14 protein-coding genes, 2 tRNA genes and 1 pseudogene are annotated in these 25,146 nt (G+C 46.6%); 11 read left to right on the top strand and 6 right to left on the bottom strand.

Annotation, left to right across the window (positions count from 1 at the left end; all coding sequences use genetic code 11):
• Positions 1–64 precede the first annotated feature (64 nt).
• The gene (locus tag PRU_RS06390; protein ID WP_013064675.1) at positions 65–2,620 is read right to left on the bottom strand and encodes a DUF4842 domain-containing protein; all 2,556 of its coding nucleotides are present in this window, start codon (positions 2,618–2,620) and stop codon (positions 65–67) included.
• Between the two features lie 121 nt (positions 2,621–2,741).
• Positions 2,742–5,102: a TonB-dependent receptor gene (locus PRU_RS06385; RefSeq protein WP_041385841.1), complete on the bottom strand. Its 2,361-nt coding sequence runs from the start codon at positions 5,100–5,102 to the stop codon at positions 2,742–2,744.
• Positions 5,103–5,216: 114 nt separating this feature from the next.
• Between PRU_RS06385 and PRU_RS06380 the strand changes: the two genes are divergently transcribed.
• From PRU_RS06380 to PRU_RS06330, 11 genes are all read left to right on the top strand, one after another.
• Complete coding sequence (locus PRU_RS06380; protein ID WP_013064282.1) at positions 5,217–7,550, top strand: C10 family peptidase; 2,334 nt, start codon at positions 5,217–5,219, stop codon at positions 7,548–7,550.
• Between the two features lie 6 nt (positions 7,551–7,556).
• Positions 7,557–8,006 (top strand): NfeD family protein, encoded by a 450-nt coding sequence (locus PRU_RS06375; RefSeq protein WP_041385839.1) that lies wholly within the window; start codon positions 7,557–7,559, stop codon positions 8,004–8,006.
• Positions 8,007–8,048: 42 nt separating this feature from the next.
• Positions 8,049–9,002 (top strand): SPFH domain-containing protein, encoded by a 954-nt coding sequence (locus tag PRU_RS06370; protein ID WP_013064961.1) that lies wholly within the window; start codon positions 8,049–8,051, stop codon positions 9,000–9,002.
• A 17-nt stretch (positions 9,003–9,019) separates the two neighbouring features.
• On the top strand, positions 9,020–9,907 hold the full coding sequence (gene dapA, locus PRU_RS06365) for a 4-hydroxy-tetrahydrodipicolinate synthase (RefSeq protein WP_013064109.1): 888 nt from the start codon (positions 9,020–9,022) through the stop codon (positions 9,905–9,907).
• 3 nt (positions 9,908–9,910) lie between these two features.
• On the top strand, positions 9,911–10,795 hold the full coding sequence (locus tag PRU_RS06360) for an AraC family transcriptional regulator (RefSeq protein ID WP_013064863.1): 885 nt from the start codon (positions 9,911–9,913) through the stop codon (positions 10,793–10,795).
• A gap of 84 nt (positions 10,796–10,879) precedes the next feature.
• A tRNA-Arg gene (locus tag PRU_RS06355) sits at positions 10,880–10,953 on the top strand.
• Between the two features lie 30 nt (positions 10,954–10,983).
• A tRNA-Arg gene (locus PRU_RS06350) sits at positions 10,984–11,060 on the top strand.
• An 86-nt stretch (positions 11,061–11,146) separates the two neighbouring features.
• Positions 11,147–11,851 (top strand): sigma-70 family RNA polymerase sigma factor, encoded by a 705-nt coding sequence (locus PRU_RS06345; protein WP_049769098.1) that lies wholly within the window; start codon positions 11,147–11,149, stop codon positions 11,849–11,851.
• A gap of 130 nt (positions 11,852–11,981) precedes the next feature.
• On the top strand, positions 11,982–12,950 hold the full coding sequence (locus tag PRU_RS06340; RefSeq protein WP_143040059.1) for a PDC sensor domain-containing protein: 969 nt from the start codon (positions 11,982–11,984) through the stop codon (positions 12,948–12,950).
• A gap of 2 nt (positions 12,951–12,952) precedes the next feature.
• Positions 12,953–14,434, top strand: a complete 1,482-nt coding sequence (locus PRU_RS06335; RefSeq protein WP_013065163.1) for a HAMP domain-containing protein — start codon at positions 12,953–12,955, stop codon at positions 14,432–14,434.
• Positions 14,427–16,334, top strand: a complete 1,908-nt coding sequence (locus PRU_RS06330; RefSeq protein ID WP_013063932.1) for a sensor histidine kinase — start codon at positions 14,427–14,429, stop codon at positions 16,332–16,334. Before PRU_RS06335 ends, PRU_RS06330 begins: the two co-directional genes overlap by 8 nt.
• A gap of 50 nt (positions 16,335–16,384) precedes the next feature.
• On the opposite strand, the gene htpG is transcribed toward PRU_RS06330, so the two are convergent.
• The 4 genes and pseudogenes from htpG to PRU_RS06310 form a co-directional block, all read right to left on the bottom strand.
• Complete coding sequence (gene htpG / locus PRU_RS06325) at positions 16,385–18,439, bottom strand: molecular chaperone HtpG (RefSeq protein WP_013064202.1); 2,055 nt, start codon at positions 18,437–18,439, stop codon at positions 16,385–16,387.
• A gap of 594 nt (positions 18,440–19,033) precedes the next feature.
• Positions 19,034–20,812 (bottom strand): 30S ribosomal protein S1, encoded by a 1,779-nt coding sequence (gene rpsA, locus PRU_RS06320; RefSeq protein WP_013063631.1) that lies wholly within the window; start codon positions 20,810–20,812, stop codon positions 19,034–19,036.
• A 355-nt stretch (positions 20,813–21,167) separates the two neighbouring features.
• On the bottom strand, positions 21,168–22,505 hold the full coding sequence (locus tag PRU_RS06315) for an NADP-specific glutamate dehydrogenase (RefSeq protein WP_013064508.1): 1,338 nt from the start codon (positions 22,503–22,505) through the stop codon (positions 21,168–21,170).
• A gap of 231 nt (positions 22,506–22,736) precedes the next feature.
• Positions 22,737–25,041 (bottom strand): annotated as a pseudogene (locus PRU_RS06310) (NADP-dependent malic enzyme).
• Positions 25,042–25,146 lie beyond the last annotated feature (105 nt).

Raw genomic sequence — 25,146 nt, 5'->3', positions numbered from 1 at the left:
AAAAGAGATTGCAGCCCGTTTTCGGCTACAATCTCTTGCATATTGTGTATATTTATCGAATTGTTTATCTGTTGTAAGGGTTAATGTATATCTTCGAATCGTCGTAGTACTCAGGCCAGTTACCGTAGTTGTTGGCGTTATTAACCCAATTGCGGAACGTGGTATATGCCGTTGCGATGCTGATTTTTTCCTGAGGATAATTAAAGTTGCCTGGCATGATGAGTGCGAAAGGAGACTCACCAGTTGCAGGCAAGCCAATTGTTCGACCGCCCTGACCATTGTTGGTGATGTAGATGTTGCTCAGGAACTGCTTGATGCTTGTTGATGCATCTACTCTGTAAACGCAAGATACCGAAGGCAAAACATCGTCTGATGTCACGGTGTTGACGAATGTTGAGGTTTCTACGCCAAACAGCCCGTGTACTTCTTTGTTCTTAAGTTCGGTACCGCTCACGTAATCGCCTACAATACCGTTGATAAGTACGGGGTCGTTAGCACCAGTAGCAATCAGCGACAACTCTAACTCGGTTGACGAAACGCGGGTACAACGCAATACCACGTCGTTCATATCGTAGTCGGCCACATTCGGTCGGTCCTCAAAGCACATGGTATAAGCCTGCTCCTCAACCTCCTGTGGGTCGTCGAAGAAGCTGCCGCTATTACCGCCCAGTTCGATAATCATATCGCTGTAGTTGGTATCAGATCCATCCTCGAAAGCAAGGAATGTCTTGTTGTTGGCGTTGAACATGGCGATGCGAGGATCGTTAGGTTCCATTCCATATTTCTTATTTGTAACAGCGCTACTAAAGTGGTCGGGGAAGTTGTTGATGGTAGTGTTCATTTCGCCGTAGCCATACAAACAACCGTTTTTGGCTTCCTTCAGGTAGTTCTGTAACAGGTTCGGATTATAAATCTTGCTCAGCATAAAGCCTACTCGGTAGCCTGATGGAATACAGTCGCTTATGGCTGCGTGATCTGTAGGATCAGCCTCGAGTGTAACCGATTCAAGCGCATCGATATTGGCGGTAAAGTTGTAGGCTTCAAATGCCCAATTGATAAATTCGCCATCGTTGGTTGTTTTGTTGCTGGCTATACGTGGGTTGCTACTATTGTTTGTAGCTCCAACAAAGGTTGTTGGTGTATTAACGCACTTGATGCGTCTTGTTTCGTCTGCGTTTATACTGATGGTATAGGGTATCTCTTTTACAAACGGTAGATAGTCGGTAAAGAAGAATTCCCAATTGTTGCCGTCCTCAATATATTTACCAACGTTAGTTAAGAATTTCTTTGCACCGATATTGTAGAGCAGGTATCTGCCGTTGTCAATATCGAAAACCTGCCACAGCTGATTGAGGAATTTGCTGTCGCTGGCTTCATAGGCATTTGCAAGTCTTTCGGCATTGTGGTTGTTGCTGTTAAAGTATGTCAGATAGTTCTTCTGATTTTTGCTTGTCTTACCCACATTACGTATGCGATAAACATTATTTTGTGGATAGAAAGTCTGTGTGGTAGGCATAAAATCACCGTAGTAGGGCAGCAGATACTCGTGTACTCTGAAGAAATCTTCTCTATTTACGCCCTTATTAGTGTTGGTGTATTCGCATGGAATAGCCTTGAACTTAGGCAACTTCTTAACGTAATCGGTAAGACTTGTGCCGCTGGGAACGTCGCTGGGTTTGTAATAGTAATAATAAAGCGTGCTGCAATCTATCTCAGTAGATGCCATGTTAACTGGGATGAGAGTAATCGGGTTGCCATCACTCGTCAAGTGGTTGTCAAAGAACCTTAAGGCAGATCCCTCACGGATATATACCAGATTATTTACTCTCGACCCGTCGGAATTTGTTTTGTGTGAGAGATATTTATCGAAAATAGCCTTGAGGGTCTTGGCTTCGTCTTCTAACATGGGATTGCTTGAAGAGATGTCTCGTACTACAGTACCTTCTACAACATTCCATCCGCCACTTATGGTGCTGGTTGATGTGAGCTGCCACTGGGCTTCGTTCTTCCAGTTGTTGTTCTCCCAAGGGTAGATTTTCTTAGAAGTTGTGAAATTTGTCATGTAGCTGTTGTCGGAGTTTGTGCCCAATTCTGCATAAATCTCTCTATTGGCATTCAGCGATCTGGTAACGTTGCTGCCATCAAGGGTGAGATTGCTAACGCCGATACCTGCTTCGGCAGTTCTTGTGGCTGCGCGGGTTTGGGCGGTTTTGGTAGCAAAGCTTACCTGTTTGGTGCTTAAATCGATGGCCTTGATAAAGTAGTGGCCCTTGTCGTCGGTACAAGCGGCGATGACGGTTTCGGCACCTCGTGGGGCATCGTAATTCAGGGTAACGGTCTGTCCGGCTGTGGCTTCTGCTTCGGCCAAAATAACAGAGTTGCCATTAAAAAATGGAGACTCGGTCAGAATCTGTACTTTGGCAATATCGGCCAAGTCGGCATCAGCTGTAATGCTTACCGTTCCTGATGTTGTGGTGCGCCAATCCTGGTTAGGATCTATCAAACCAAATATCTGTTCGGCATTTTCCTTAATGTCGTTAGCATCGTTATAAACAAACTCCTTGGTACAACTGCCTAACGATAAAATGCTTAGTAGTGCATAAATCGATATCTTTCTCATCGCAAAAATTCTTTTAGTTACGTTATTATACTTCAAACAAACTGTAATTTCTGCAAAGATAACGTTTTTATTTATAATTGTACCCGCGAAGCTTCGAAAAACCCTCGAAAATTAACAAATATTATAAATTTATAGTAATTTTCCCGTTAATTTGGCGATTCGTCAGGAAATTAGGTACAGCCCACTGGGTGTTCGATACATCAGTCACCCAATAGTAGCTGTTGACGTTTGAAATACCAAACAGGTTCAGGCAGTCGATTCCTAACCAGATGCCCTTGATGCCTTTGGTGTTTTTCAAAGCGCAATAGCTCATACCGATATCGGCACGTTTGTAGGCTGGGGCGCGGAATTGCTGCTGTTCCAGTCCTCTGTGTGGTGCGCCAAATGGCAGTCCGTCGGCAAATGCCAATCGTAGCGTCATTTTCCATCGCTCGGTACCTGGAAAATAGTCGGTAAAATGCAGGTTTACCGCCCAACGCTGGTCGGTGGGTAATGGTATCCATTGGTTGTTGAACTTCTGGCGGGTGCTCATCAGCGAGAGGGTAAGCCATGAGTCGGTACCTGGCACAAATTCGCCGTACAGTTTCAGGTCGATACCTGTGGCGTAACCCTTGGTGAGGTTTTCGCCGTAATAGGTAATCTTCATGTTCTGTACATTATACGGGATCAGGTTGCTAAGCGCTTTGTAATAGGCTTCGGCTGTAAACTTGAACGGACGGTTCAGCATTCTGAATCGGTAGTCGGCAGCGGCAATCAGGTGGATGGACTGCTGACTCTTGATATGGTTATTCAGTGCAGCTGTTGTGATGCCGTTAACCGTTGTGGTGTCGCGCATCTCTTTGTAGAATGGCGCCTGATAATACAAGCCTGTTGCGAATCTGAAGGTTAGATCGCTATCGAATGCCGGCACGATGGCTAATGAAGCTCTGGGCGATACGGTTGTTTCCTTGTTATAACTCCAGTTGGCGAATCTTACGCCGTAATTCAGCGTAAAGTAATTGTCGCCTTTTGCCCAGCGGTAAACATCTTGTATGTAAGCTTCAATCCTGTTGCTGCGGATATCGTTCTTGGCATTCAGCGTGTATATCAGGTTCAGCTTATCGGCAGAGTGGGGGATAGAGTAGCCACTCGAGTCGCGCATCTCGTATTCGCGTGATTGTTCCTTAATGTGTTCTGTCTTGTAGCTGATGCCTGCCTCGATGTCGTGACGACGTGTTTGATGGCGGACTATCAGCTTGAAATTAATCACATCGGCTGAAAGATAATTGCGGGCGTGCTCCATATAGGTACCCACGCCTAAACTCTCCTGAGTCTGCGTGTCGTTTAGCCAATACTGGCCCGTTATGTCGTACGTTTCGCGTTCCTTGGTGTGAAATGCTGATGTAATAAACTTTATACTGGTTGAATCACTAATTCTACGTGTAATTCCAAGTGCGCCGAATAGGGTGTTGAAACGGTCCTTTTCCTGTCCGTCGAAATATACTTTAAACTGTTTGGCATCGGCTAAAGTACCAAAGCTCGTTTCTCTGTCTTTGGGCGTAAAGTTGTAATGATTATCAGCTATATTACCTATGAAATCTATGTTCCACCTTTTGTTTGGTGTATAGCTTATATATGTCTGATAATCAAGAAAGTTTGGTTTGTATTCTCCTGTAGTTTCTAATGTGTTTAGCAGGTAGCGGTTGGTCTTGTATCTGATGCCGTGACTCATCGAGAAACGGCTGTTACCGTAACCGATAAATCCACTCGCTCCTAACAACGAGGCTGTAGCGTTGGCCTCAAAGCCTTTTGTGTGTCGGTATGTGATGTCTAGTACCGACGACATTTTGTCGCCGTATTTCGCTTCGTATCCACCTGTTGAAAAACCGATTTTCTCAACCATATTCGGGTTGATAACCGAGAGGCCTTCCTGTTGTCCGCTACTTATTAATAAAGGTCGGTAAACCTCAATCTGGTTAATATAAACCGAGTTCTCGTCGAACGATCCGCCGCGTACATTATATTGTGACGACAGCTCGTTATGACTCGATACACCCGCCTGCTGCTGTATCATCTCCTCGACCGCATTTCCCGTGGTTGAAGGTGTTTGTTTCAGGTGTTTGGTGTCCAGTTGTTCTGTCTGTGATGTCTGTCGGCGGCGTTGCGTTACCGTTACCTCGCTCAGCGTGGCTGCCGGATGCATCACAATCTGTACCGTCATCTTGCCTTTGGGACGTTTAAACACGCGTTTTCTTACGCCATAGCCCACCATCGTGAATTTTACCACAACCGAGTCGGCTGTGCTCAGACCGATGCTGAACTCGCCTTTCAGATTAGTCATGGTTAGCTTTCCTTGGGCGGCGCACGATATGGTTACAAGTTCCAATGCATGCCCATCTTCGTCGATCACTTTTCCCTTCAGGGTGAAGTCATCGGCGGCTGCAGTCAGGGTACTCATCAATAGTACCAATATGATGATGAATTTGTTTAATTTGCGTATCATTATAACATAATAACGGAAAAATCGCGCTTTTATTTGCTAATAATTTGTTTTTTCTTTGCTATTTCGACAAAAATGTCTATTTTTGCACTATAAAACCATCAAATTGTTACAATTATGAAGAAATATCTACTCTCAACCTACCTGGTGCTATTCAGTTTCTTGCTGACGATGGCAGCACCTGTTGACGAGCAATCGGCCCGTAGAATCGCAAGTGATTTTCTGCGTAGTAAAATGCCGCAAGTAACCCGTGCGGCCAGTGGAGAGTTAACCCGTGCCATAACAGGCGTAGCTGATGGAGACAGCGCTGGTATATATGTGTTTAATTGTGATGGCGGTTTTGTGGTTATTAGTGCAGATGACGAACTGCCGTCGGTACTGGCATATGGCTTGAAGAATAGCTATGATGCCCAGACAGCTTCTCCTGCTATGCAGGCTATGCTCGAGGCTTATAATCATGCAGTAAACAGTAGCGTTAAAACACGTGCTACCGTACCTACGCATGCAGATATTTCTCCTCTGATTAAGACCCAATGGAATCAGAATACTCCCTATAATAATAATTGCCCTGTTGAGTCGGGCGTGAACTGTCCTACTGGTTGTGTGGCTACTGCGACGGCTCAGATTATGTATTATCACAAATGGCCTGAAACATTTAATTGGGATGCCATGAAGACCACCTATTCGTCAGACGATACTGGTGAGGCTGTTGATGCTGTAGCCAAACTGATGGCAGATGTAGGCGAGAAAGTGTACATGCAATATGGCTCAGAAAGCTCAAGTGCCTATGATTATGATGCCTGTGAAGCGCTTCGTATCCAATACGGCTATGCCGAAACAACGAATTATATCGAGCGTACATGCTATACCGCCAAGGGTTGGGACGAAGTTATTTATAATGAGTTAGCAGCTAATCGTCCAGTTCTCTATAGTGGAAATTCAGCCTCTTCTGGTCAAGGAATAGTTGGGCATGCCTTTATCCTTGATGGTTATCAGGCAAAAGATGGTGTGGGCTATTTCCATGTAAACTGGGGTTGGGGAGGTTCAAGCGATGATTACTTCCTGATTTCTGTTTTGAATCCTGAAATGCAATATACGGGTGGTAATGCTGGTTCAAGTGGCTATTCTTTCAGTCAGTCGGCACTTGTAGGTGTTGAGAAGGGTGCGTCGGTTGCAGGAAAGTCTATGCGATTGTTTGTAAATAGCTGTACCATAAAAAGCGATAAAGGTACCTATACTCGTAACTCTGCTTCGGAAAACTTCCCTGGCATACAGTTGATGATGTATATATATAATGTTGTCCAACCTAAAGAAGTACGCCACTATGATCTGGGCTATGCATTATACCAGAATGATAAACTGGTGGCAATGATTGATTCGACATCAGTAAATTACAATTTTGATTATTTTAAAGGCACTTCATATATTACCGCTTCGTTGGCATTTGGTAAGGGACTTGATGATGGTACTTATCAGCTGCGAGCCATGAGCCGTGAAACGGGAAAGAGTTTGTGGCAACAGGCTTTGAACGCTACTTGTCGTTATATTGAGCTAACCATCAATGGTAATCAGATGACAACCAAGGCTTACGGATCATTTGAAGATCCTTCTGTTTCAAGTTTTACTATCAATTCGGTAACCGTAAGCGAGAATTGTGAGGTGGGTAAGCCAATAACAATTACCGTAAACGTAACAGATAAGAACAAGACAAACAATGCCCCATTGTTCCTGTATGGTAATGCCAGCTTAGAGCAGGGTACTGATAAGTTCCAGCTCCTGACAGGTGGTGGTACCAACCTTGAGGCTGGTGAGACAGGCGATGTGGTACTGGAATACACACCTCAGCGTGCGGGCAATTTTGTATTTTATCTGAGTGGTGATAGAACAGAACTTACCGATTCACTCTATCGTTTCGAAGCAAATGTTACGGGAGTAGCGTTAATTATGGAGATGGAGGTTGAAGGTGCAGTAGTTAAAGGAGCCGCTCCTTGTGAGGTTCCTGGAACAGCTTTGAAGGGCAAGATAGTTCTTACTAATTATGGTTCGGAGCCATATAATGATAAAGTTGGCATCCTGCCTTGTGAACTTATTGGTAATACTTTGAACACTATCGGTCAGAGTGTTACTACAGATTGCCACATTGCTATAGGGGATTCGCAGGAGGTTTCTTTCAACTTCAGGAACTTGACTCTTAATAGTACTTATATAATATTAGTGAAGATTCCTGATGGCGATGATGTAAAATATCTGAATTGGGAGGATGATGGAAGTATTAAGTATATTTACATCTTCACTATGATAGAAGATACTGCCATCAAGGATATCCAGCTTGATTCACCTGATGCCGATGTATACGACATGCGTGGTGTTCGCCTGGGTAAGGCTTCTGAACTGAAGAGTCTGCCTAAGGGCGTATACATTATTAATAAGAAGAAAGTGGTAAACAAATAAACGATTATGATTGATTATATCATGCAACATCTCTGGCAGTTATGGGCTGCAGTAGCACTCATCTGTCTGATACTCGAACTCACAGCGGGCGATTTCTTCATTATCTGCTTCGCTATCGGCGCTGTACCTGCTGCTATCGTGGCAGCTATTGGTGCGGGCACTTATTATCAGATTGTGGTGTTTGCGGTTGTAACACTCGTTAGCTTGTTTTATGTGCGCCCCTTTGCTAAGCGCTATCTGCATAAAGGCGAAGACAAACGCATTAGTAATGCCGATGCGTTGCTGGGCCGACAGGGCAGGGTGGTAGAGCCTATCCAAGCTGGCGGTTTTGGACGTGTGCAGATAGATGGCGACATCTGGAAAGCCGTGACCAAGAGCGATACCGACATCCCAGAGGGTGCCAACGTGGTAGTGGTAGATCGTGCGTCAACCATCATTACGGTGGAGAAAATGTAAAAATTTAAAAATTAAAGAATTGAAAAATTAAAGAATTAAAAAATGGATATAATGTCTTACATCTTGATAGCCATTGTGGTATGCGTGGTTATCTTTGCCAAAATGGCACTTGTGATTATTCCTCAGTCAGAAACCAAGATCATCGAACGTCTGGGTCGTTACTATGCTACGCTCCAGCCAGGTATCAACATCATCATTCCGTTCATCGATCGTGCCAAGTCGATAGTTGTTCTGCATCACGGACGCTATATGTACTCTACCACCATCGATCTGCGTGAACAGGTGTACGATTTCCCAAAGCAGAATGTGATTACAAAAGATAACGTACAGACTGAGATTAATGCGCTGCTGTATTTCCAGATTGTTGATCCGTTTAAGGCTACTTACGAGATTAACAACCTGCCCAATGCTATCGAGAAGCTTACTCAGACTACGCTTCGTAACATCATCGGTGAACTGGAGCTCGACGAGACGCTGACATCTCGCGACACCATCAATAAAAAGCTCTCTGCCGTACTTGATGATGCTACCGATAAGTGGGGCGTTAAGGTTAACCGCGTAGAGCTGCAGGATATCACACCTCCAGATTCTGTACTTACTGCGATGGAGAAGCAGATGCAGGCTGAGCGTAATAAGCGTGCGCAGATTCTGACATCGGAGGGACAGAAGGCTGCTGAGATTCTGGCTTCTGAAGGTGAGAAGACTGCTATCGTTAATAAGGCCGAAGCTGCTAAGCAGCAGGCTATCTTGCAGGCCGAGGGTGAGGCACAGGCTCGTATCCGTAAAGCCGAGGCCGAAGCAAAGGCTATCGAACTGATTACTCAGGCTGTAGGTAAGAGCACCAATCCTGCCAACTACCTGCTGGCTCAGAAGTATATTCAGATGATGCAGGAACTTGCAGAGGGCGACAAGACAAAGACCGTCTACCTGCCGTATGAGGCCACTAACCTCCTCGGTTCAATCGGCGGTATCAAGGATTTATTTAAAGCAGAATAATAGCAACACAATTATACATGGTACATAACATTTTTAAAGGTCTGGGCATTGCGCTCATTACCCCATTCAAGGAAGACGGTTCGGTTGACTATGATGCGCTGATACGTCTGGTTGACTATCAGCTTAACAACGGTGCTGACTTCTTTTGTATCCTCGCTACAACAGGTGAGACACCTACATTGACACGTGAGGAGAAACAGAAGATTAAGGATTTAGTAGTAGACTACGTGCAGGCGCGCGTACCTATATTAATAGGATGTGGCGGCAACAACACCGCTGCTGTCGTAGAAGAGTTACAAACAGCCGACTTCAAGGGCATCGACGGCATACTTAGCGTTTGTCCTTATTACAACAAGCCTTCGCAGGAGGGCTTGTACCAGCACTTTAAAGCCATTGCTGCAGCTACACAACTGCCTGTTGTGCTTTATAATGTGCCTGGTCGTACAGGCGTAAACCTTCAGGCTGCAACTACTGTTCGCCTGGCTCGCGACTGTCAGAATATCGTAGCTATCAAGGAGGCCAGTGGTAATCTGGAGCAGGTTGATGAGATTATCAAGAACAAACCTGCCGATTTCGACGTGATCTCTGGCGACGATTCGCTTACATTCCCTATGGTTAGCTGTGGCGCCGTAGGTGTCATCTCTGTTATTGGTAATGCGTTGCCAAAGGAGTTCTCGCGTATGATCCGTTTGCAGATGCGCGGCGAGTACGATCCTGCACGCACTATCCATCATCGTTTTACCGATCTCTTCTCTCTGCTGTTTGTTGATGGCAACCCTGCAGGTGTGAAGGCCATGCTTTCGGAGATGGGCTTTATCCAGAATGTGCTCCGTTTGCCATTGGTGCCCATGCGAATCAATAACATGCAGCGTATGTCTGAGATTCTCAAAGAACTGAAAATTTAAGATATGGTAGAAAGCAAGGTTATCCATGAGATTACCCAGTTGACGGGAAAGGATGTACTCTATATTGCCGAACGACATAAAAAAGAGTTCACCTATCCCATTCATAACCATAAGGTATTCGAACTTAACTTCGTAGAGCATGCCCCAGGCGTTCGTCGCATTGTGGGCGACTCTAGCGAGGTGATTGGCGATTACGACTTGGTGCTGATAACTAGTCCTGATCTGGAGCATGTATGGGAGCAAGGCGATTGCACCAGCGACGATATCCACGAGGTAACTATACATTTTGAGTTCGATTTTTCCGATAATAGTATCTTTTCGCGAAATCCCTTCATCTCTATCCAGCAGATGATGCAGGAGGCACGCAAGGGACTTAGTTTCCCGATGGACGCTATCATGCGTGTGTATCAGCAACTCAATACGCTTTGTAGCGTAAAGGATGGTTTTTATGCTTTCCAGCAGTTCCTTACCATCCTGTACGAGCTGTCGAAGTGTGATGGTGCTCATACGTTGGCTTCAAGTAGCTTTGCTAAGATCGAGGTAACAAGCGATAGCCGACGCGTTACGAAGGTAAAGAACTATATCGAGCAGAACTACACCAAGGAAATCCGATTGACTACACTTGCCGACCTGGCAGGTATGAGTCCTTCGGCTTTCAGTCGTTTCTTCAAGTTGCATACCGGTCGTAATCTAAGTGAGTATATTATCGACCAGCGATTGGGTTATGCCAGCCGTATGTTGGTGGATAGTACCAATTCGGTATCCGAAATCAGCTATGCTTGTGGGTTCAATAACCTGAGCAACTTTAATCGTATTTTCAAGAAACGTAAGGGTTGTAGCCCCTCTGAGTTCCGCGAAAACTACCATAAAACGCGAATTATCGTGTAAAACTGCACTTTTTTCGAAAAAAGTCCTCCAAAAGTTTGGTGGTTCCAAAAAAAGTCAGTACCTTTGCACCCGCAAATCGGAAATGGTTCCGTAGCTCAACTGAATAGAGCATCTGACTACGGATCAGAAGGTTGTGGGTTTGAATCCCGCCGGAATCACAAAAACGGTTGCAAAAATAAAGGAACAATGGTTCCGTAGCTCAACTGAATAGAGCATCTGACTACGGATCAGAAGGTTGTGGGTTTGAATCCCGCCGGAATCACCAAGAGGAGAGAAAATCGAAAGGTTTTCTCTTCTTTTTTTGTGTATATCGAAATACTTTCGTATCTTTGCAAACAAAAAGAGATTGATATGGAAGATTCAGCATTAAACAGATATTTGGATGAGATTGGACGTGAGCAGTTGCTAACCAATGAAGAGGAGCGCGAGTTGGCCGAACGTATTGCAAAAGGCGACGAACGTGCGCTGTCGAAGTTGATCGAGGCTAATCTTAAGTTTGTGGTATCTGTTGCTCGCCAGTACAAAGGTAAAGGTGTAGATATGGAAGACCTGGTGAGCGAGGGCAATCTCGGATTGATGAAAGCTGCTGCCAAGTTTGATGCTAGCAAAGGTGTGCGTTTTGTTAACTTTGCTTTTGTTTACATCCGTCAGTCTATCGAGAAGGCTATCGACCAGCAGGGTGGACTTTATCAGGTGCCAAAGGACGTAAAGCAAGAGGTGGCTCGCCAGCAGGCACAAGCCGTATCTGTTGATGCACCTCTGGGGCATCGTACCAACATGAGTCTGCTGTCGGTATTGGTTAACAAGGATGCGCCCTTGGCTGATGAGCGAGTACACTCTGAAGCTATCGAGGATGCCATAGAATTTGCTTTAGGCACACTTGATGCGCGCGAACGCCGTGTGATAAATGCTTTCTACGGAATTAATCAGGAGCACGAAACGATGGCCGAGATAGCCGAGGATATGGATGTCAAGCGCGAGCGTGTACGCCAGATACGCGAAAAAGCTGTTCGTAAACTGCGTAAGGCCTATCGCAACAAGCTTAAATCGCTATAGGCGTTAATTAATATATGTTAATTTATTAATATTTCTTTGGATACATCGAAAAATTATCTATCTTTGCAGAAATATTACGTTCTAACTAATTGATTATAAGACCGTGGAACTGTATTCTGTGAAGAAAGATATGAATAAGAAATGGTATGTATTAATTGCAGCATCAGTAGTTATACTGGTGGTTGTAGGTGTATCGTATTGGGCATTTCGCGTGGCTATGCGCGCAGAGACTAATGTACGTTATGCAGGCCTGCAAAGTGTAATAGCTGTACAGCTTAATAAAACCATCAGGGGTATGGAGATGAGTGCAACCAATGTTTTTAATGAGGTTGAGAAACACATGGATAGCCCCGAGTCGGTAGTACAAGCCCTCGAAGAGGAGTCGAACCTGAATCCCGATGTGCGTGGTTATTTTGCTGCATTCGAACCTAATTTCTTCCCCAGTAAGGGTCAATGGTTCGAGCCCTATATACACCATTCTGATAGCTCGGATTTCGAAATTAGTATGGTAGGTTCGGCCCGTCATGACTACACCCAGTCGGACTGGTACAAGCATGCCAAGGATATCAAGACCAGTTTCTGGTCGGAGCCTTATTATTACTATGATGGAACCAATATTAGTGGTCATTATTGTACTTTCGTAAAGCCCGTTTATACAGCCGATGGTAAACTGGCCTGCGTGTGTGGTGCTGATATCACTTTCGAGTGGCTTACTAAGGCCTTGCAGCGTATCGACGATGCTTGTCGTAACGACCAGCAGGTAAACAAATACCATTTGATGCGCGATTTCACTTTCTTCTCGATGGTTGTTGATCATGATGGCTCTTGCATTGTGCATCCCGAGGGTAAGAAAACGGTGTTTAAAGATCCTGAGATGTTGAAGAATCTTGAGCAGCAGCAATCTGGTATGATTGAGATGGAAGTGGATGGTGAGCCTTCGTTGGTTTTCTACGGCCCGATTGATGGTATTGACTGGTCGGTGGCTGTTGTAGCTCCTATATCTGATGTATCGAAACCCTTCAGATGTATGCGATGGACACTCTTATTTTTGTCCATTATAGGCATTGTGGCTGTAGGTTTTATTTGTAAGCGTATGTAGTTATGCAGAAAAAGTATAAGCTTAATATACTGATAGCAGGCCAAACGTTTTTGTTGTTGGCCATATCGTTGGGTATTTTGTTCTACTTCTCCCATAAGGCGTTGAAGAACGAGGCTATGCGCGATGCTGAACTAACGCTTGAGGGTACTGCGCAAACAATCGACAATATCCTGTTGAGCGTAGAGCAGAGTACAGGTAATATGTATTGCGATCTGATGGAGCATCTTGATGAGCCCGACCGCATGTATGTGTATTGCCGGGAGTTTGTTGAAAGCAATCCAAATATTGTGGGTTGTGCCATCGCCTTTAAGCCTGGCTATTTCCCGGGTAAGGATCTGTTTATGGCCTATGTGCATCGCCGTGCCTTTACTACCGATATCAAGAGCGATTTGGTTACTACCGATACTTTTACCGATCGTCCTTATACCGAGCAGGCTTGGTATAAAGATCCTATGAACAAAGGATGGATGGGCTGGACCGACCCATTGAAAGGTGAGGATACCGAGAATGAGCCGCTGGTTAATTTCTGTCTGCCATTCAGCGATAAGAGTGGCCAGCGTGTGGGTGTGATTGCTGTCGATGTTTCTATCAGTCAGCTGTCGAAGATTGTATTGGCAGCAAAACCCTCAGAGCGAGGCTACTGTGTGCTGATGGCTAAGAACGGCTCGTTCATTGTGCATCCCGACAAAGAAAAGTTGCAGAGTAAGACGGTATTCACACAGATGAATGAGGGTGCCGACCATTCCGTACTCGAGGCTGCCGAGGCGATGCTTTCGGGACAGAGCGGTATGAAGCGTTTCTGTATGAACGACGAATCGTGGAGTGTGTTCTTCAAGCCCTTTAAGCGTGTAGAGTGGGAGGGGCGCTCTGATTGGCAGTTAGACTGGAGTGTAGGTGTGGTTTATCCTGATGCCGATATACATAGTGTGCACAACAAACTGCTTTATCTGGTGGTTGCTATCACCATTGTAGGCTTGTTGTTATTCTTCCTGCTTTGTGGCTGGCTTGTTCGTCACGAACTCAAGCCTCTCAGTCTGCTTACTCAATTAACCCAGCGTATAGCCGCTGGAAACTACGATGAATCGGTACCTGCCACCAATCGCGAAGATGAGGTAGGACATTTGCAGAACCGTTTACGTAAGATGCAGGACAGATTGAAGGAGCAGACAGCTGATTTGGAGAACGAAACGATGCAGTTGCATGAACATAGCGATGAGTTACGTGCTGCTTATGGTAGGATAGAAGAGAACGATAGGATGAAAACTTCGTTCCTGCACTATATCACAAACCAGATGGCTGTACCAGCCGAGAGTATCGACCGTAGCGTCACAACGTTGTGTAACAACTATCATGATATTAGTAAAGACGAAATAGATAAGCAGGTAGATAATATCGAGCGTAAAAGCGATATGCTGGTCGAACTGTTGAATCATATGGCTCATTTTACTGATGCCGAAACAGGAAAGGAGGCCAACCATGATTAAGGTACGTCGTAGTTTGTCGAGAGAGCTTAGCTTGGGTATCATGCTGCTGGCTATCCCAATCTTTGTGGTGGCGTTAGGCATCCTTTTCCTGCAGTCGCGTTATCTCATACATCATGAGGCTATGGAGAGTTCGCAGAGTTTACTGAACACCACCTTGCAGCGCGTTCAGAACTATATGCAAACCATTGAAACGGCAGCTGATGCTAATGTATGGATGCTCGAGGAAAACTTTGAGCCTCAAGCTATTCAGACTGTGTCTAACCGTATTGTGCGCCTGAATGGCAATGTGATGAGTTGTTCCGTATATGCTTTGCCGAACATGTTTCCGCAGTATGGCGAGAAATTCTCGGTTTACACCAAAAGAACGGGTGACACTTTGGCTACTTACTGCGAACCGGAATACGACTATCTGGAAAAACTTAGCTATACCAAACCGGTAGAAACAGGTAAATCATGCTGGGTTGATCCGTTTATTGAACATACCGAAAGTACGATCGACTATCGCCAGGCAATCGCTACCTATTGCAAACCCCTGCGCCAGAATAATGGTCGTATGATAGGTGTTGTTACCGTCGACTTCTCATTCAGCAGATTGGCTAAGCTCATTAACGAAGATGAGAATACTTACGATCATTCGTATTATGTGCTGATAGGTAGTGACGGACGGTATCTGATTCATCCCGACACCACTCGTTTGTTCCGTAAAACGCTTTATACGGATGTCGACCCCAATGCGAATCAGGATTTGATATCATTAAGTTATGAGATGACGGCTGGAAAGCGCGGCTCTATGCATGTGCATATAGGTAACCAGCTCTATCATGTGTGTTACGAGCCTGTCGAAGGTACCAACTGGAGTCTGGCTTTGGTTTGTCCCGATAACCAGCTGATGCGTAGTTATCACAGGTTGGGATACGTTATCATAGCCTTGATTGTGATAGGATTGCTGGCCATTATGTGGTTAAGTAATCGTATCGTAAAACAAACCGTCAGTCCATTGAACGATTTGCTTGATATGACGAAGGATATCTCTGAAGGGCGATATGACGAGCAGATTCCTGTCAACTTGGGTAAAGGTGTGATAGCGCGACTACAGAATAGTTTTGCACAGATGCAGATGGCTTTGAACGACAAGATGGGACATTTGCGTCAGCGTGTCGACGAGGCCCGCCAGCGTAACGAAGCCTTAGAGCAGGATGTGCTGCAGGCCGAGGAGAACGTGAAGAAAAAGAATCAGTTCATGCAGCAGGTGGCCCAACACATGCGTTCGCCATTAAATGTGATTACTGGTTTTGCCAGCATGCTACGCGAGAGCAGCAACAATAAGGATATGATAGGCGAGGAGGAACTGGCTAATATCTCAAGTATGATGAAGAGCAACGCCATCAATCTTAACAGTATGGTGCTGATGCTGTTCGATGCTTCGGAGAGCGATGCCAACGAGGCCTTGAAGTGTAAGAAACAGGACGAGGAGTCGGTTAATGCGTTGGCCCACGAGTGTATCCTTTATACGCACGCCCACTTCCCCGATGCCAATATCGAGCTCTCTTCAACCGTATCCGATACGCTTTGCATCGTTACTAATCATATTTACCTGATGCGTACGCTGCGTGAGTTGCTTTATAATGCTGCGAAATATTCAGATGGTCAGCATATCAAGCTGAGTATTACCGATACCGATAATACCGTTAGCTATACGGTAGAGGATGTAGGTCCGGGATTGCCCGACGACAAGAAAGAGCTTCTGTTCGAGCCATTTACCCGCGAAGGCGATTTGTCCGAAGGTCTCGGCTTAGGTCTTCCATTGGCCAAACGCCATGCTAAGAGCTTGGGTGGAAATCTGGTTTTCGATGCCGATTATCATCAAGGTTGTCGTGTAACGCTCGAATTACCTAAATAAAAAAAAGCTCCCAACTTCAAAATTGGGAGCTTTCTTTATGCTTGATTCTTTTATTTAATCAAATCAACTGAGCGCTTCAGGAATGCATCCAGGGCTTCGCCTTTAAGCATACCGTTCTGCAGCAGAGCCAGGTCAATCAGCTGATGAACAACCGAGTTTCCCTTGGCATATTCGGCAATTACAGCCTGCTTCTTGTCCTTCTGCTCCTGTACGGCTTTCTCAGCCTCGGCCTTCTGGTCCTTATCCTCCTGTGTAAGCTCGTCGTACTTCTTCTTGTCCTGCTGGGCACGGATAGCAGCCAAACGGGCTTCCTGACCCTTCAGTTCGGCTACGATTGGCTTCAGGGCCTCCTCGGTAGCTGCGCTGCTCTCATCAAGCACCTTCTTTACCAGAGGATGGTCTGAGTTCAGAACAAGGTTGAACGAGTCGGGCATCTGACCATAGAAGCTCATACCTGGCTGGAATCGGCTCATCTCCTTCATACGGCGCATGTACTCGTTCTGAGTAATAACTACAGGACGGGCCTCGGCACCAAGGGCATCTACCTGAACCATAAACTCTGTATGCTCAATCTTTGGCAGCTGAGTGCGGAATACGGCTGACAAATTGTCACTTTGATCCTCGCTCAGGTTGTTCTTAGGTGCATCGCTCTTTACAATCAGTCGGTCGATGATATCGCTGTCTACACGTGTGAAGCGACTCTTCTCAAACTTCTGCTCCAGAGTCTGGATGGTTGGTACGTCGAGCTGTCCGTCAAGCAGCAGCACGCTGTAACCCTTATCCTGGGCACCCTTGATGTAGCTGTACTGCTCCTCCTTGTCGGTAGCGTACAGATATACCAACTGGTCGTCCTTATCCTTCTGGTTGGCCTCAATCAGAGTCTTGTACTCGTCGAAGGTAAAGTACTTACCCTCAGTATCCTTGAAGAGTGCAAACTCCTTGGCGCGATCGTAGAAACCGTCCTCGCTCAGGATACCGTAGTTGATAAACAGCTTCAGGTCGTCCCACTTCTCCTCGTACTCCTTGCGGTTCTCGCCAAAGATGGCCTTCAAGCGGTCGGCTACCTTCTTAGTGATATAGGTAGAGATCTTCTTAACCTCGCGGTCGCTCTGCAGGTACGAACGTGATACGTTCAGAGGAATGTCTGGTGAGTCGATCACACCATGAAGCAGGGTGAGGAACTCTGGTACGATACCCTCTACCTGGTCGGTCACGAATACCTGGTTGCAGTACAACTGAATCTTGTTCTTCTGCAGCTCGATGTTGTTCTTGATTTTTGGGAAGTAGAGGATACCTGTGAGATTGAATGGGTAGTCTACGTTCAGGTGAATCCAGAACAGAGGCTCGTCGCTCATGGGGTAGAGTGTGCGATAGAAGCTCTTGTAGTCCTCGTCCTTCAAGGTGCTTGGAGTCTTGGTCCACAGGGGCTCTACGCTATTGATGATGTTGTCCTCGTCGGTATCAACCTGCTTGCCGTCTTTCCATTCGGTCTTCTTACCAAAGGCCACGGGTACAGCCATGAACTTGCAGTACTTGTTGAGCAATCCCTCGAGCTTGAACTTATCGAGGAACTCCTTGCAGTCATCATCTACGTACAGGATGATGTCCGATCCGTGCTGCTCGCGCTCAGCATCGTCAATCTCGTAGGCAGGACTTCCGTCGCAGCTCCACTTAACAGCCTTCGAGCCTTCCTTCCAGCTCTTGGTAATAATCTCAACCTTCTTGGCTACCATGAAGCTTGAGTAGAAACCAAGTCCGAAGTGACCGATGATATTGTTGGCATTATCCTTATACTTCTCAAGGAAGTCGGTAACGCCCGAGAAAGCAATCTGGTTGATATACTTGTCAATCTCCTCCTCGGTCATGCCGATACCGTGGTCGCTGATGGTGATGGTACCCTTGTCGGTATCCAGGTTTACGCGTACGGTCAGGTCGCCAAGCTCCTGCTTGTATTCGCCCTGAGCAGCCAGTGTCTTCAACTTCTGTGTAGCGTCAACGGCGTTCGACACCATTTCGCGGAGGAATATCTCGTGATCAGAATAGAGAAACTTTTTGATGACGGGGAAAATGTTCTCGGTTGTAACCCCGATGTTACCTTTTTGCATAATCTTATGTATTTATGTTCTTATTATCAAAATGATATTTGTTCTTATTGTCTAATCCACGATTATGCAAATAGCGTGCCAAAGTCACAACCACCCAACCCTCCTTGTCCTAAGGAGGGCTTCAAACCACTCCCCAAACCCCTCGCCAATCTTTGGCAAGGGACTTAAATCCTGGATTTGGGAAAACCCAAATCCATGCTATGTTTTGGCAGGCCGGGACTTCGGCCTTTATTGCTTAATGGGGGCAAGCCCCCAAACCCCCACTCGAAAACATTCCGCACGAGGAGGTCTTTAGAGGGATGCAAATTCTTTGAATCGATATTGAGTTTCGGATTGCGGAACGCAATCTGAACAACGAAATACGAAAAGCTGTTTGAGCGTAGCGAGTTCTTGGACAAGCCAAGCGGCAAAGCCGAGCGCTTTGAGTGATTTGAAGAATTTGTGTACCGGCCTCCGAGCTCAGGACGTTTTCGCACTCTTTCTTTTGTTTCGGTTTTCTATCTGGTGACAGAAAGAAAATGAAATTAGGGGTAGGGACAAAAAAATCCCCCCGATGGAAATCGGAGGGATTGGTTTTTATAGGGTAGGTGAGAATTACTTCTCAGCCTTCTCCATCTTAGCCTTCAACTCAGCCAGAGCGTCGATATCACCGAGAGTTGTGCTAGCGGCGATATTCTCGATCTTTGGAGTATCGTTCTTGCGGCCGCCCTTCTTAGCAGCTGCCTTCTTCTCCTCGCGAGCGGGATCCTCGAATGTGCGGCTGTGTGACAGGATGATGCGCTTAGAGTCCTTGTTGAACTCGATAACCTTGAACTGGAGAGTCTCACCAGCCTGAGCCTGTGAACCATCCTCCTTAACGAGGTGCTTAGGAGTAGCAAAGCCCTCTACGTTCTCCTCGAGAGCTACAACGGCGCCCTTCTCGAGCATCTCGCTGATCTTACCCTCGTGGATTGAACCTACAGCGTACTTACCCTCGAATACATCCCAAGGATTCTCCTCGAGCTGCTTGTGACCGAGAGAAAGACGACGGTTCTCCTTATCGATATCCAGAACTACAACCTCAATCTGCTCACCTACCTGTGTGAACTCTGAAGGATGCTTAACCTTCTTAGTCCAGCTCAGGTCGCTGATGTGAATCAGACCATCAACACCCTCCTCGAGCTCAACAAATACACCGAAGTTGGTGAAGTTGCGAACCTTAGCGGTGTGCTTGCTGCCTACAGGATACTTAGTCTCGATAGCCTCCCATGGATCCTCGCGGAGCTGCTTGATACCCAGAGACATCTTGCGCTCGTCGCGGTCCAGAGTCAGGATTACAGCCTCTACATCGTCGCCAACCTTCAGGAACTCCTGAGCAGAACGGAGGTGCTGGCTCCATGACATCTCTGAAACGTGGATCAGACCCTCAACACCAGGCTGGATCTCAACGAATGCACCGTAGTCGGCAATAACAACTACCTTACCCTTAACGTGGTCGCCCACCTTGAGGTCAGCATCCAGAGCATCCCAAGGATGTGGAGTGAGCTGCTTCAGACCGAGAGCGATACGACGCTTCTCATCGTCGAAGTCGAGAATTACAACGTTGATCTTCTGATCGAGCTCAACAACCTTGTGAGGATCGTCTACGCGGCCCCAAGAAAGGTCTGTGATGTGGATCAGTCCGTCAACACCACCGAGGTCAACGAATACACCGTAAGAAGTGATGTTCTTAACGGTACCCTCGAGGATCTGACCCTTTTCGAGCTTACCGATAATCTCCTTCTTCTGTGCCTCGAGCTCAGCCTCGATGAGAGCCTTGTGAGATACAACTACGTTGCGGAACTCCTGGTTGATCTTAACAACCTTGAACTCCATAGTCTTGCCTACGAACTGGTCGTAGTCGCGTATTGGGTGAACGTCAATCTGTGATCCGGGGAGGAAGGCCTCGATACCGAATACGTCAACGATCATACCGCCCTTAGTGCGGCACTTGATGTAACCCTGGATGATAGCGTCTGCCTCGAGAGCCTCGTTAACCTTCTCCCAAGACTGGCTCAGACGTGCCTTCTTGTGAGAGAGGATCAGCTGACCTTTCTTGTCCTCTGCACTCTCAACGTAAACCTCTACCTTGTCGCCGATCTTCAGATCAGGGTTGTAGCGGAATTCAGAAGCGGGGATGATACCGTCGCTCTTGTAGCCGATGTTGACAACTACTTCCTTCTTGTCAATAGAGATTACTGTGCCCTCTACTACCTGATGGTCGGCAACCTTGTTCAGGGTTTCGTCGTAAGCCTTGTCGAGCTCTTCCTTGCTAACATTAGCAACTGTTCCATTCTCGAACTCGTCCCAATTAAAATCGTCGAGTGGCTTAACGTTCTTTGTTAATTCTGACATAATTAAATAAATTTGTGCTCCTCGTTTGTGTGTCGGAGCGAGATCTGTACAGACGTTTAACAGACCATATTTTAAAGGGTTAATATTGATAGGAGCGGGCGCCTGTTCCTACACCTATTGCCCCTATGGGGCGAAAATCGGGTGCAAAGGTACTGATTTTTAGCGAGATAGCTCGTTTTAGACGGTTGATAATTTAAAGATTTATGAATTATTAACAAAAAGAAGAGCCAACTCTCACGAGCTGGCCCCTCCCATTCCAGTTTTAACCTTTTATACTTTACTTTTACTAACTATTTACAAGTTAATGGCGATTTATATTGAAATTTAAACAAATTCCAAGGTTATTACGGTGCATTTATACAATGCCCTGAGCCATCATGGCGCTTGCAACCTTCATGAAGCCGGCTACGTTAGCACCCTTTACATAGTTGATGTAACCATCAGCCTGTGTACCGTACTTCACGCAGTTCTCGTGAATGTCGTTCATGATGCGCTTCAGATAGTCGTCAACCTCCTTAGCAGTCCAGCTCAGACGCTCAGAGTTCTGACTCATCTCAAGACCTGATACTGATACACCACCAGCGTTCGAAGCCTTACCAGGAGCATACAACAGCTTGTTATCCTGGAAGATCTTGATAGCCTCGGGGAGTGAAGGCATGTTAGCACCCTCAGCAACAGCGATAACACCATTGTCTACGAGAGCCTGAGCCTGCTCGCCGTTGATCTCGTTCTGTGTAGCGCAAGGCAGAGCGATATCAGCCTTCTCGTGCCAAGGACGCTCACCAGCGTGATATACAGCGTTAGGATACTCCTCAGCATATTCCTTAATACGTCCGCGCTCAACGTTCTTCAGCTCCTTAACATAAGCCAGCTTGTCGAAGTCGATTCCGTCTGGATCGTAGATGTAACCGTCTGAGTCAGAGAGGGTCATGGGGATAGCGCCAAGCTGCAGGCACTTCTCAGCAGCATACTGAGCAACGTTACCCGAACCAGAAATCAGCACCTTCTTACCCTTCAGCTCGATACCGCGAGTAGCCAGCATTGAGGTCAGGAAGTAAACTGTACCGTAACCAGTAGCCTCAGGACGGATGAGTGAACCACCGAATGAGAGACCCTTACCGGTCAATACACCCTGGAACTGGTGTGTGAGCTTCTTGTACTGTCCGAACAGGTAACCAACCTCACGACCACCTACGCCGATATCACCAGCAGGTACGTCCTCGTCAGGACCGATAACGCGGTAAAGCTCGTTCATGAATGCCTGGCAGAAACGCATAACCTCAGCGTCGCTCTTGCCACGTGGCGAGAAGTCTGAACCTCCCTTAGCACCACCCATAGGCAGGGTTGTGAGTGAGTTCTTGAAAGTCTGCTCGAAAGCAAGGAACTTCAGAATACCCAGGTTTACACTCTTGTGATAACGCAGACCGCCTTTGTAAGGGCCAATAGCGTTGTTATGCTGGATACGGTAACCCATGTTTGTCTGAACCTTACCCTGGTCGTCAACCCATGTGATACGGAACTCACATACGCGATCGGGGATACACAGACGCTCGATGAGGTTAGCCTTCTCGAACTCGGGGTGCTTGTTGTACTCTTCCTCGATAGTGGGGAGTACCTGACTTACTGCCTGAATGTACTCAGGCTCATTGGGAAATCTCTGCTTCAGATCTTCTACAACTTTTGCTGCATTCATAATCTTAATACCTTTTTTTAGTTGTTGTTTGTTTGTGATTTAATTTTTTAATTCTGGTTGCAAAATTACAGCTTTTTTCTGAAATAACAAACTTTTTATCACTTTTTTCTCAAAAATACTTTCATTTTGAAAGATTATTGATTTAAGTCAATTCAAAATGGCAAAAAATAGCCTCTTATTTGTGTTCGAGCACAAAAAAGAGGCCTATATAATATAATAATGTGTAAGCGATTATTTGCCTATTGCTGACAATTTGCTCTTAATTTTGTCAACATACGCATCAATTGTCGCTACAGCCACGATATTTACGACATCTCGTACACTGGCACCAAAGTCGATAAAGTGGATAGGTTTGTTCAGTCCCATCTGGATTGGGCCGATGATTTCGGCGTCGCTGCCAAGCATCTGCAGCATCTTGTACGATGAGCGTGCCGATGTCAGGTTGGGGAATACCAGCGTGTTAACCTTCTGTCCCTTCAGCTTGGTGAATGGATACTCCTGGTCGCGCAGCTCGTTGTCGAGTGCAAAGCTCAGCAGCATCTCACCGTCGATAGGCAGATCGGGATACAGCTCGTGCATCTTAGCTACGGTGTCCTTCACCTTCAGGGCGCCATCGCTGGTGCTGCTACCAAAGTTAGAGTGCGATACCATGGCGATCACAGGCTTCTCGTTAAAGAAGCGTACGGCAGTCGAAATCAGCTTCGAGATATCCAGCAATGCCTCGCGGTCGGGGTTCTCGTTCACCATCGTGTCGGCAATATAATAAGTACCCTTTGGCGAGTTGATGATGTGCATGGTACCGAAGTGCTTGTACTCGGGTCGGATACCAATCACCTCTTTTACCACCTTAACAGTATTCGAGTACTTGGTGTACAGTCCGGTGATAAAGGCATCAGCCTCGCCAGTCTCAACCATCATCATACCAAAGTAGTTACGCTCAAACATCTTGTCGTTAGCCTCCTGGAAGGTGTAACCCTCGCGCTGGCGCTTCTCGGCCAGTATGCGGGCATAGCGCTCGCGGCGCTCCTGCTCGTTGGGGTGGCGCAGGTTCACAATTTCAATACCATCCAGGTTCAGGTCCAGCGATGCAGCCAGTTTGGTAATCACCTCGTCGTTACCCAGCAGGATGGGGTAGCAGATACCCTCAGCCTTAGCCTGTACAGCCGCCTTCAGCATAGTGGGGTGTACAGCCTCGGCAAATACCACGCGCTGTGGGTGAGCAGCTGCAGTAGCGTAAAGCTTCTGGGTAAGCTTGGTCTCCTGACCCAGCAGTACCGAGAGCGAGCGCTTGTACTCGTCCCAGTCCTTAATCTCCTTGCGGGCCACGCCACTCTCGATGGCAGCCTTGGCAACAGCCGACGATACCTCGGTAATCAGTCGTGGGTCAACAGGCTTTGGGATAAAGTAGTTGCGTCCGAAAGTCAGGTTGTTCACCTTATATACATCGTTCACCACATCAGGTACAGGCTGCTTGGCCAGGTCGGCAATAGCGTGTACGGCAGCCAGCTTCATCTCCTCGTTGATAGCCTTGGCATGAACGTCAAGTGCACCACGGAAAATGTAGGGGAATCCGATTACGTTGTTAATCTGGTTAGGATAGTCGGTACGTCCGGTCGACATCAGTACGTCGGGACGTGCCTCCATGGCATCCTCGTAGCTGATCTCGGGCACAGGGTTAGCCAGCGCAAAAATCACGGGGTCCTTAGCCATCGACTTAACCATATCCTTCGAGAGTACATTACCCTTCGACAGTCCTACAAAAACGTCGGCATCCTTAACAGCCTCGGCCAGGGTGTGAATATCGGTACGGTCGGTAGCAAAGAATTTCTTCTGCTCGTTCAGGTCGGTACGCTCCTTCGAGATCACGCCCTTCGAGTCCAGCATCACGATGTTCTCCTTCTTGGCACCGATAGCCATATACAGCTTGGTACAGCTGATGGCAGCAGCGCCGGCACCGTTAACCACAATCTTAACCTTGGTAATATCCTTGCCGATTACCTCCATGGCGTTCTTCAGTCCGGCAGCGCTGATAATGGCAGTACCGTGCTGGTCGTCGTGCATCACGGGGATATCCAGAGTCTTCTTCAGTCGGTCTTCGATATAGAAACACTCAGGGGCTTTGATATCTTCCAGATTGATACCGCCAAAGGTGGGGGGCGATACGCTCTACAGCCTCGCAGAACTTCTCAGGATCCTTCTCGGCTACCTCGATATCGAAAACGTCGATACCACCATAAATCTTAAACAGCAGTCCCTTACCTTCCATTACAGGCTTACCGCTCAGGGCACCAATGTCGCCCAGTCCCAGTACAGCTGTACCGTTCGAGATAACTGCTACCAGATTACCCTTATCGGTGTACTTGTAAGCATCGTCGGGGTTCTCCTGAATTTCCAGACAAGGATATGCTACTCCTGGAGAGTAGGCTAAGCTTAAGTCTGTTTGTGTACGATAAGCCTTTGTAGGCTTTACTTCGATTTTGCCCGGTCGTCCGCTCTCGTGGTATATGAGTGCGGCTTCTTTAGATATCTTTACCATAAAGTGTATTATTAATAATGTTATTATTCTGAAATACGACCGCAAAAATACAAAAAACTATTGAAAAACATTTTAGTTTTTAGATTTTTTTGTAACTTTGCCACC

Origin of the sequence: Xylanibacter ruminicola 23 (assembly GCF_000025925.1) — a bacterium.
GTDB lineage: Bacteria > Bacteroidota > Bacteroidia > Bacteroidales > Bacteroidaceae > Prevotella > Prevotella ruminicola.
Note: the sequence above shows the minus strand (reverse complement) of the source record. Positions and strands in the feature narration are given on the sequence as shown.

Excerpts from the sequence above, each read along its gene's own strand:
- PRU_RS06390 (WP_013064675.1), bottom strand. The coding sequence starts at position 2,620 with ATGAGAAAGATATCGATTTATGCACTACTAAGCATTTTATCGTTAGGC.
- PRU_RS06385 (WP_041385841.1), bottom strand. The coding sequence starts at position 5,102 with ATGATACGCAAATTAAACAAATTCATCATCATATTGGTACTATTGATG.
- PRU_RS06380 (WP_013064282.1), top strand. The coding sequence starts at position 5,217 with ATGAAGAAATATCTACTCTCAACCTACCTGGTGCTATTCAGTTTCTTG.
- PRU_RS06375 (WP_041385839.1), top strand. The coding sequence starts at position 7,557 with ATGATTGATTATATCATGCAACATCTCTGGCAGTTATGGGCTGCAGTA.
- PRU_RS06370 (WP_013064961.1), top strand. The coding sequence starts at position 8,049 with ATGGATATAATGTCTTACATCTTGATAGCCATTGTGGTATGCGTGGTT.
- dapA (WP_013064109.1), top strand. The coding sequence starts at position 9,020 with ATGGTACATAACATTTTTAAAGGTCTGGGCATTGCGCTCATTACCCCA.
- PRU_RS06360 (WP_013064863.1), top strand. The coding sequence starts at position 9,911 with ATGGTAGAAAGCAAGGTTATCCATGAGATTACCCAGTTGACGGGAAAG.
- PRU_RS06345 (WP_049769098.1), top strand. The coding sequence starts at position 11,147 with ATGGAAGATTCAGCATTAAACAGATATTTGGATGAGATTGGACGTGAG.
- PRU_RS06340 (WP_143040059.1), top strand. The coding sequence starts at position 11,982 with ATGAATAAGAAATGGTATGTATTAATTGCAGCATCAGTAGTTATACTG.
- PRU_RS06335 (WP_013065163.1), top strand. The coding sequence starts at position 12,953 with ATGCAGAAAAAGTATAAGCTTAATATACTGATAGCAGGCCAAACGTTT.
- PRU_RS06330 (WP_013063932.1), top strand. The coding sequence starts at position 14,427 with ATGATTAAGGTACGTCGTAGTTTGTCGAGAGAGCTTAGCTTGGGTATC.
- htpG (WP_013064202.1), bottom strand. The coding sequence starts at position 18,439 with ATGCAAAAAGGTAACATCGGGGTTACAACCGAGAACATTTTCCCCGTC.
- rpsA (WP_013063631.1), bottom strand. The coding sequence starts at position 20,812 with ATGTCAGAATTAACAAAGAACGTTAAGCCACTCGACGATTTTAATTGG.
- PRU_RS06315 (WP_013064508.1), bottom strand. The coding sequence starts at position 22,505 with ATGAATGCAGCAAAAGTTGTAGAAGATCTGAAGCAGAGATTTCCCAAT.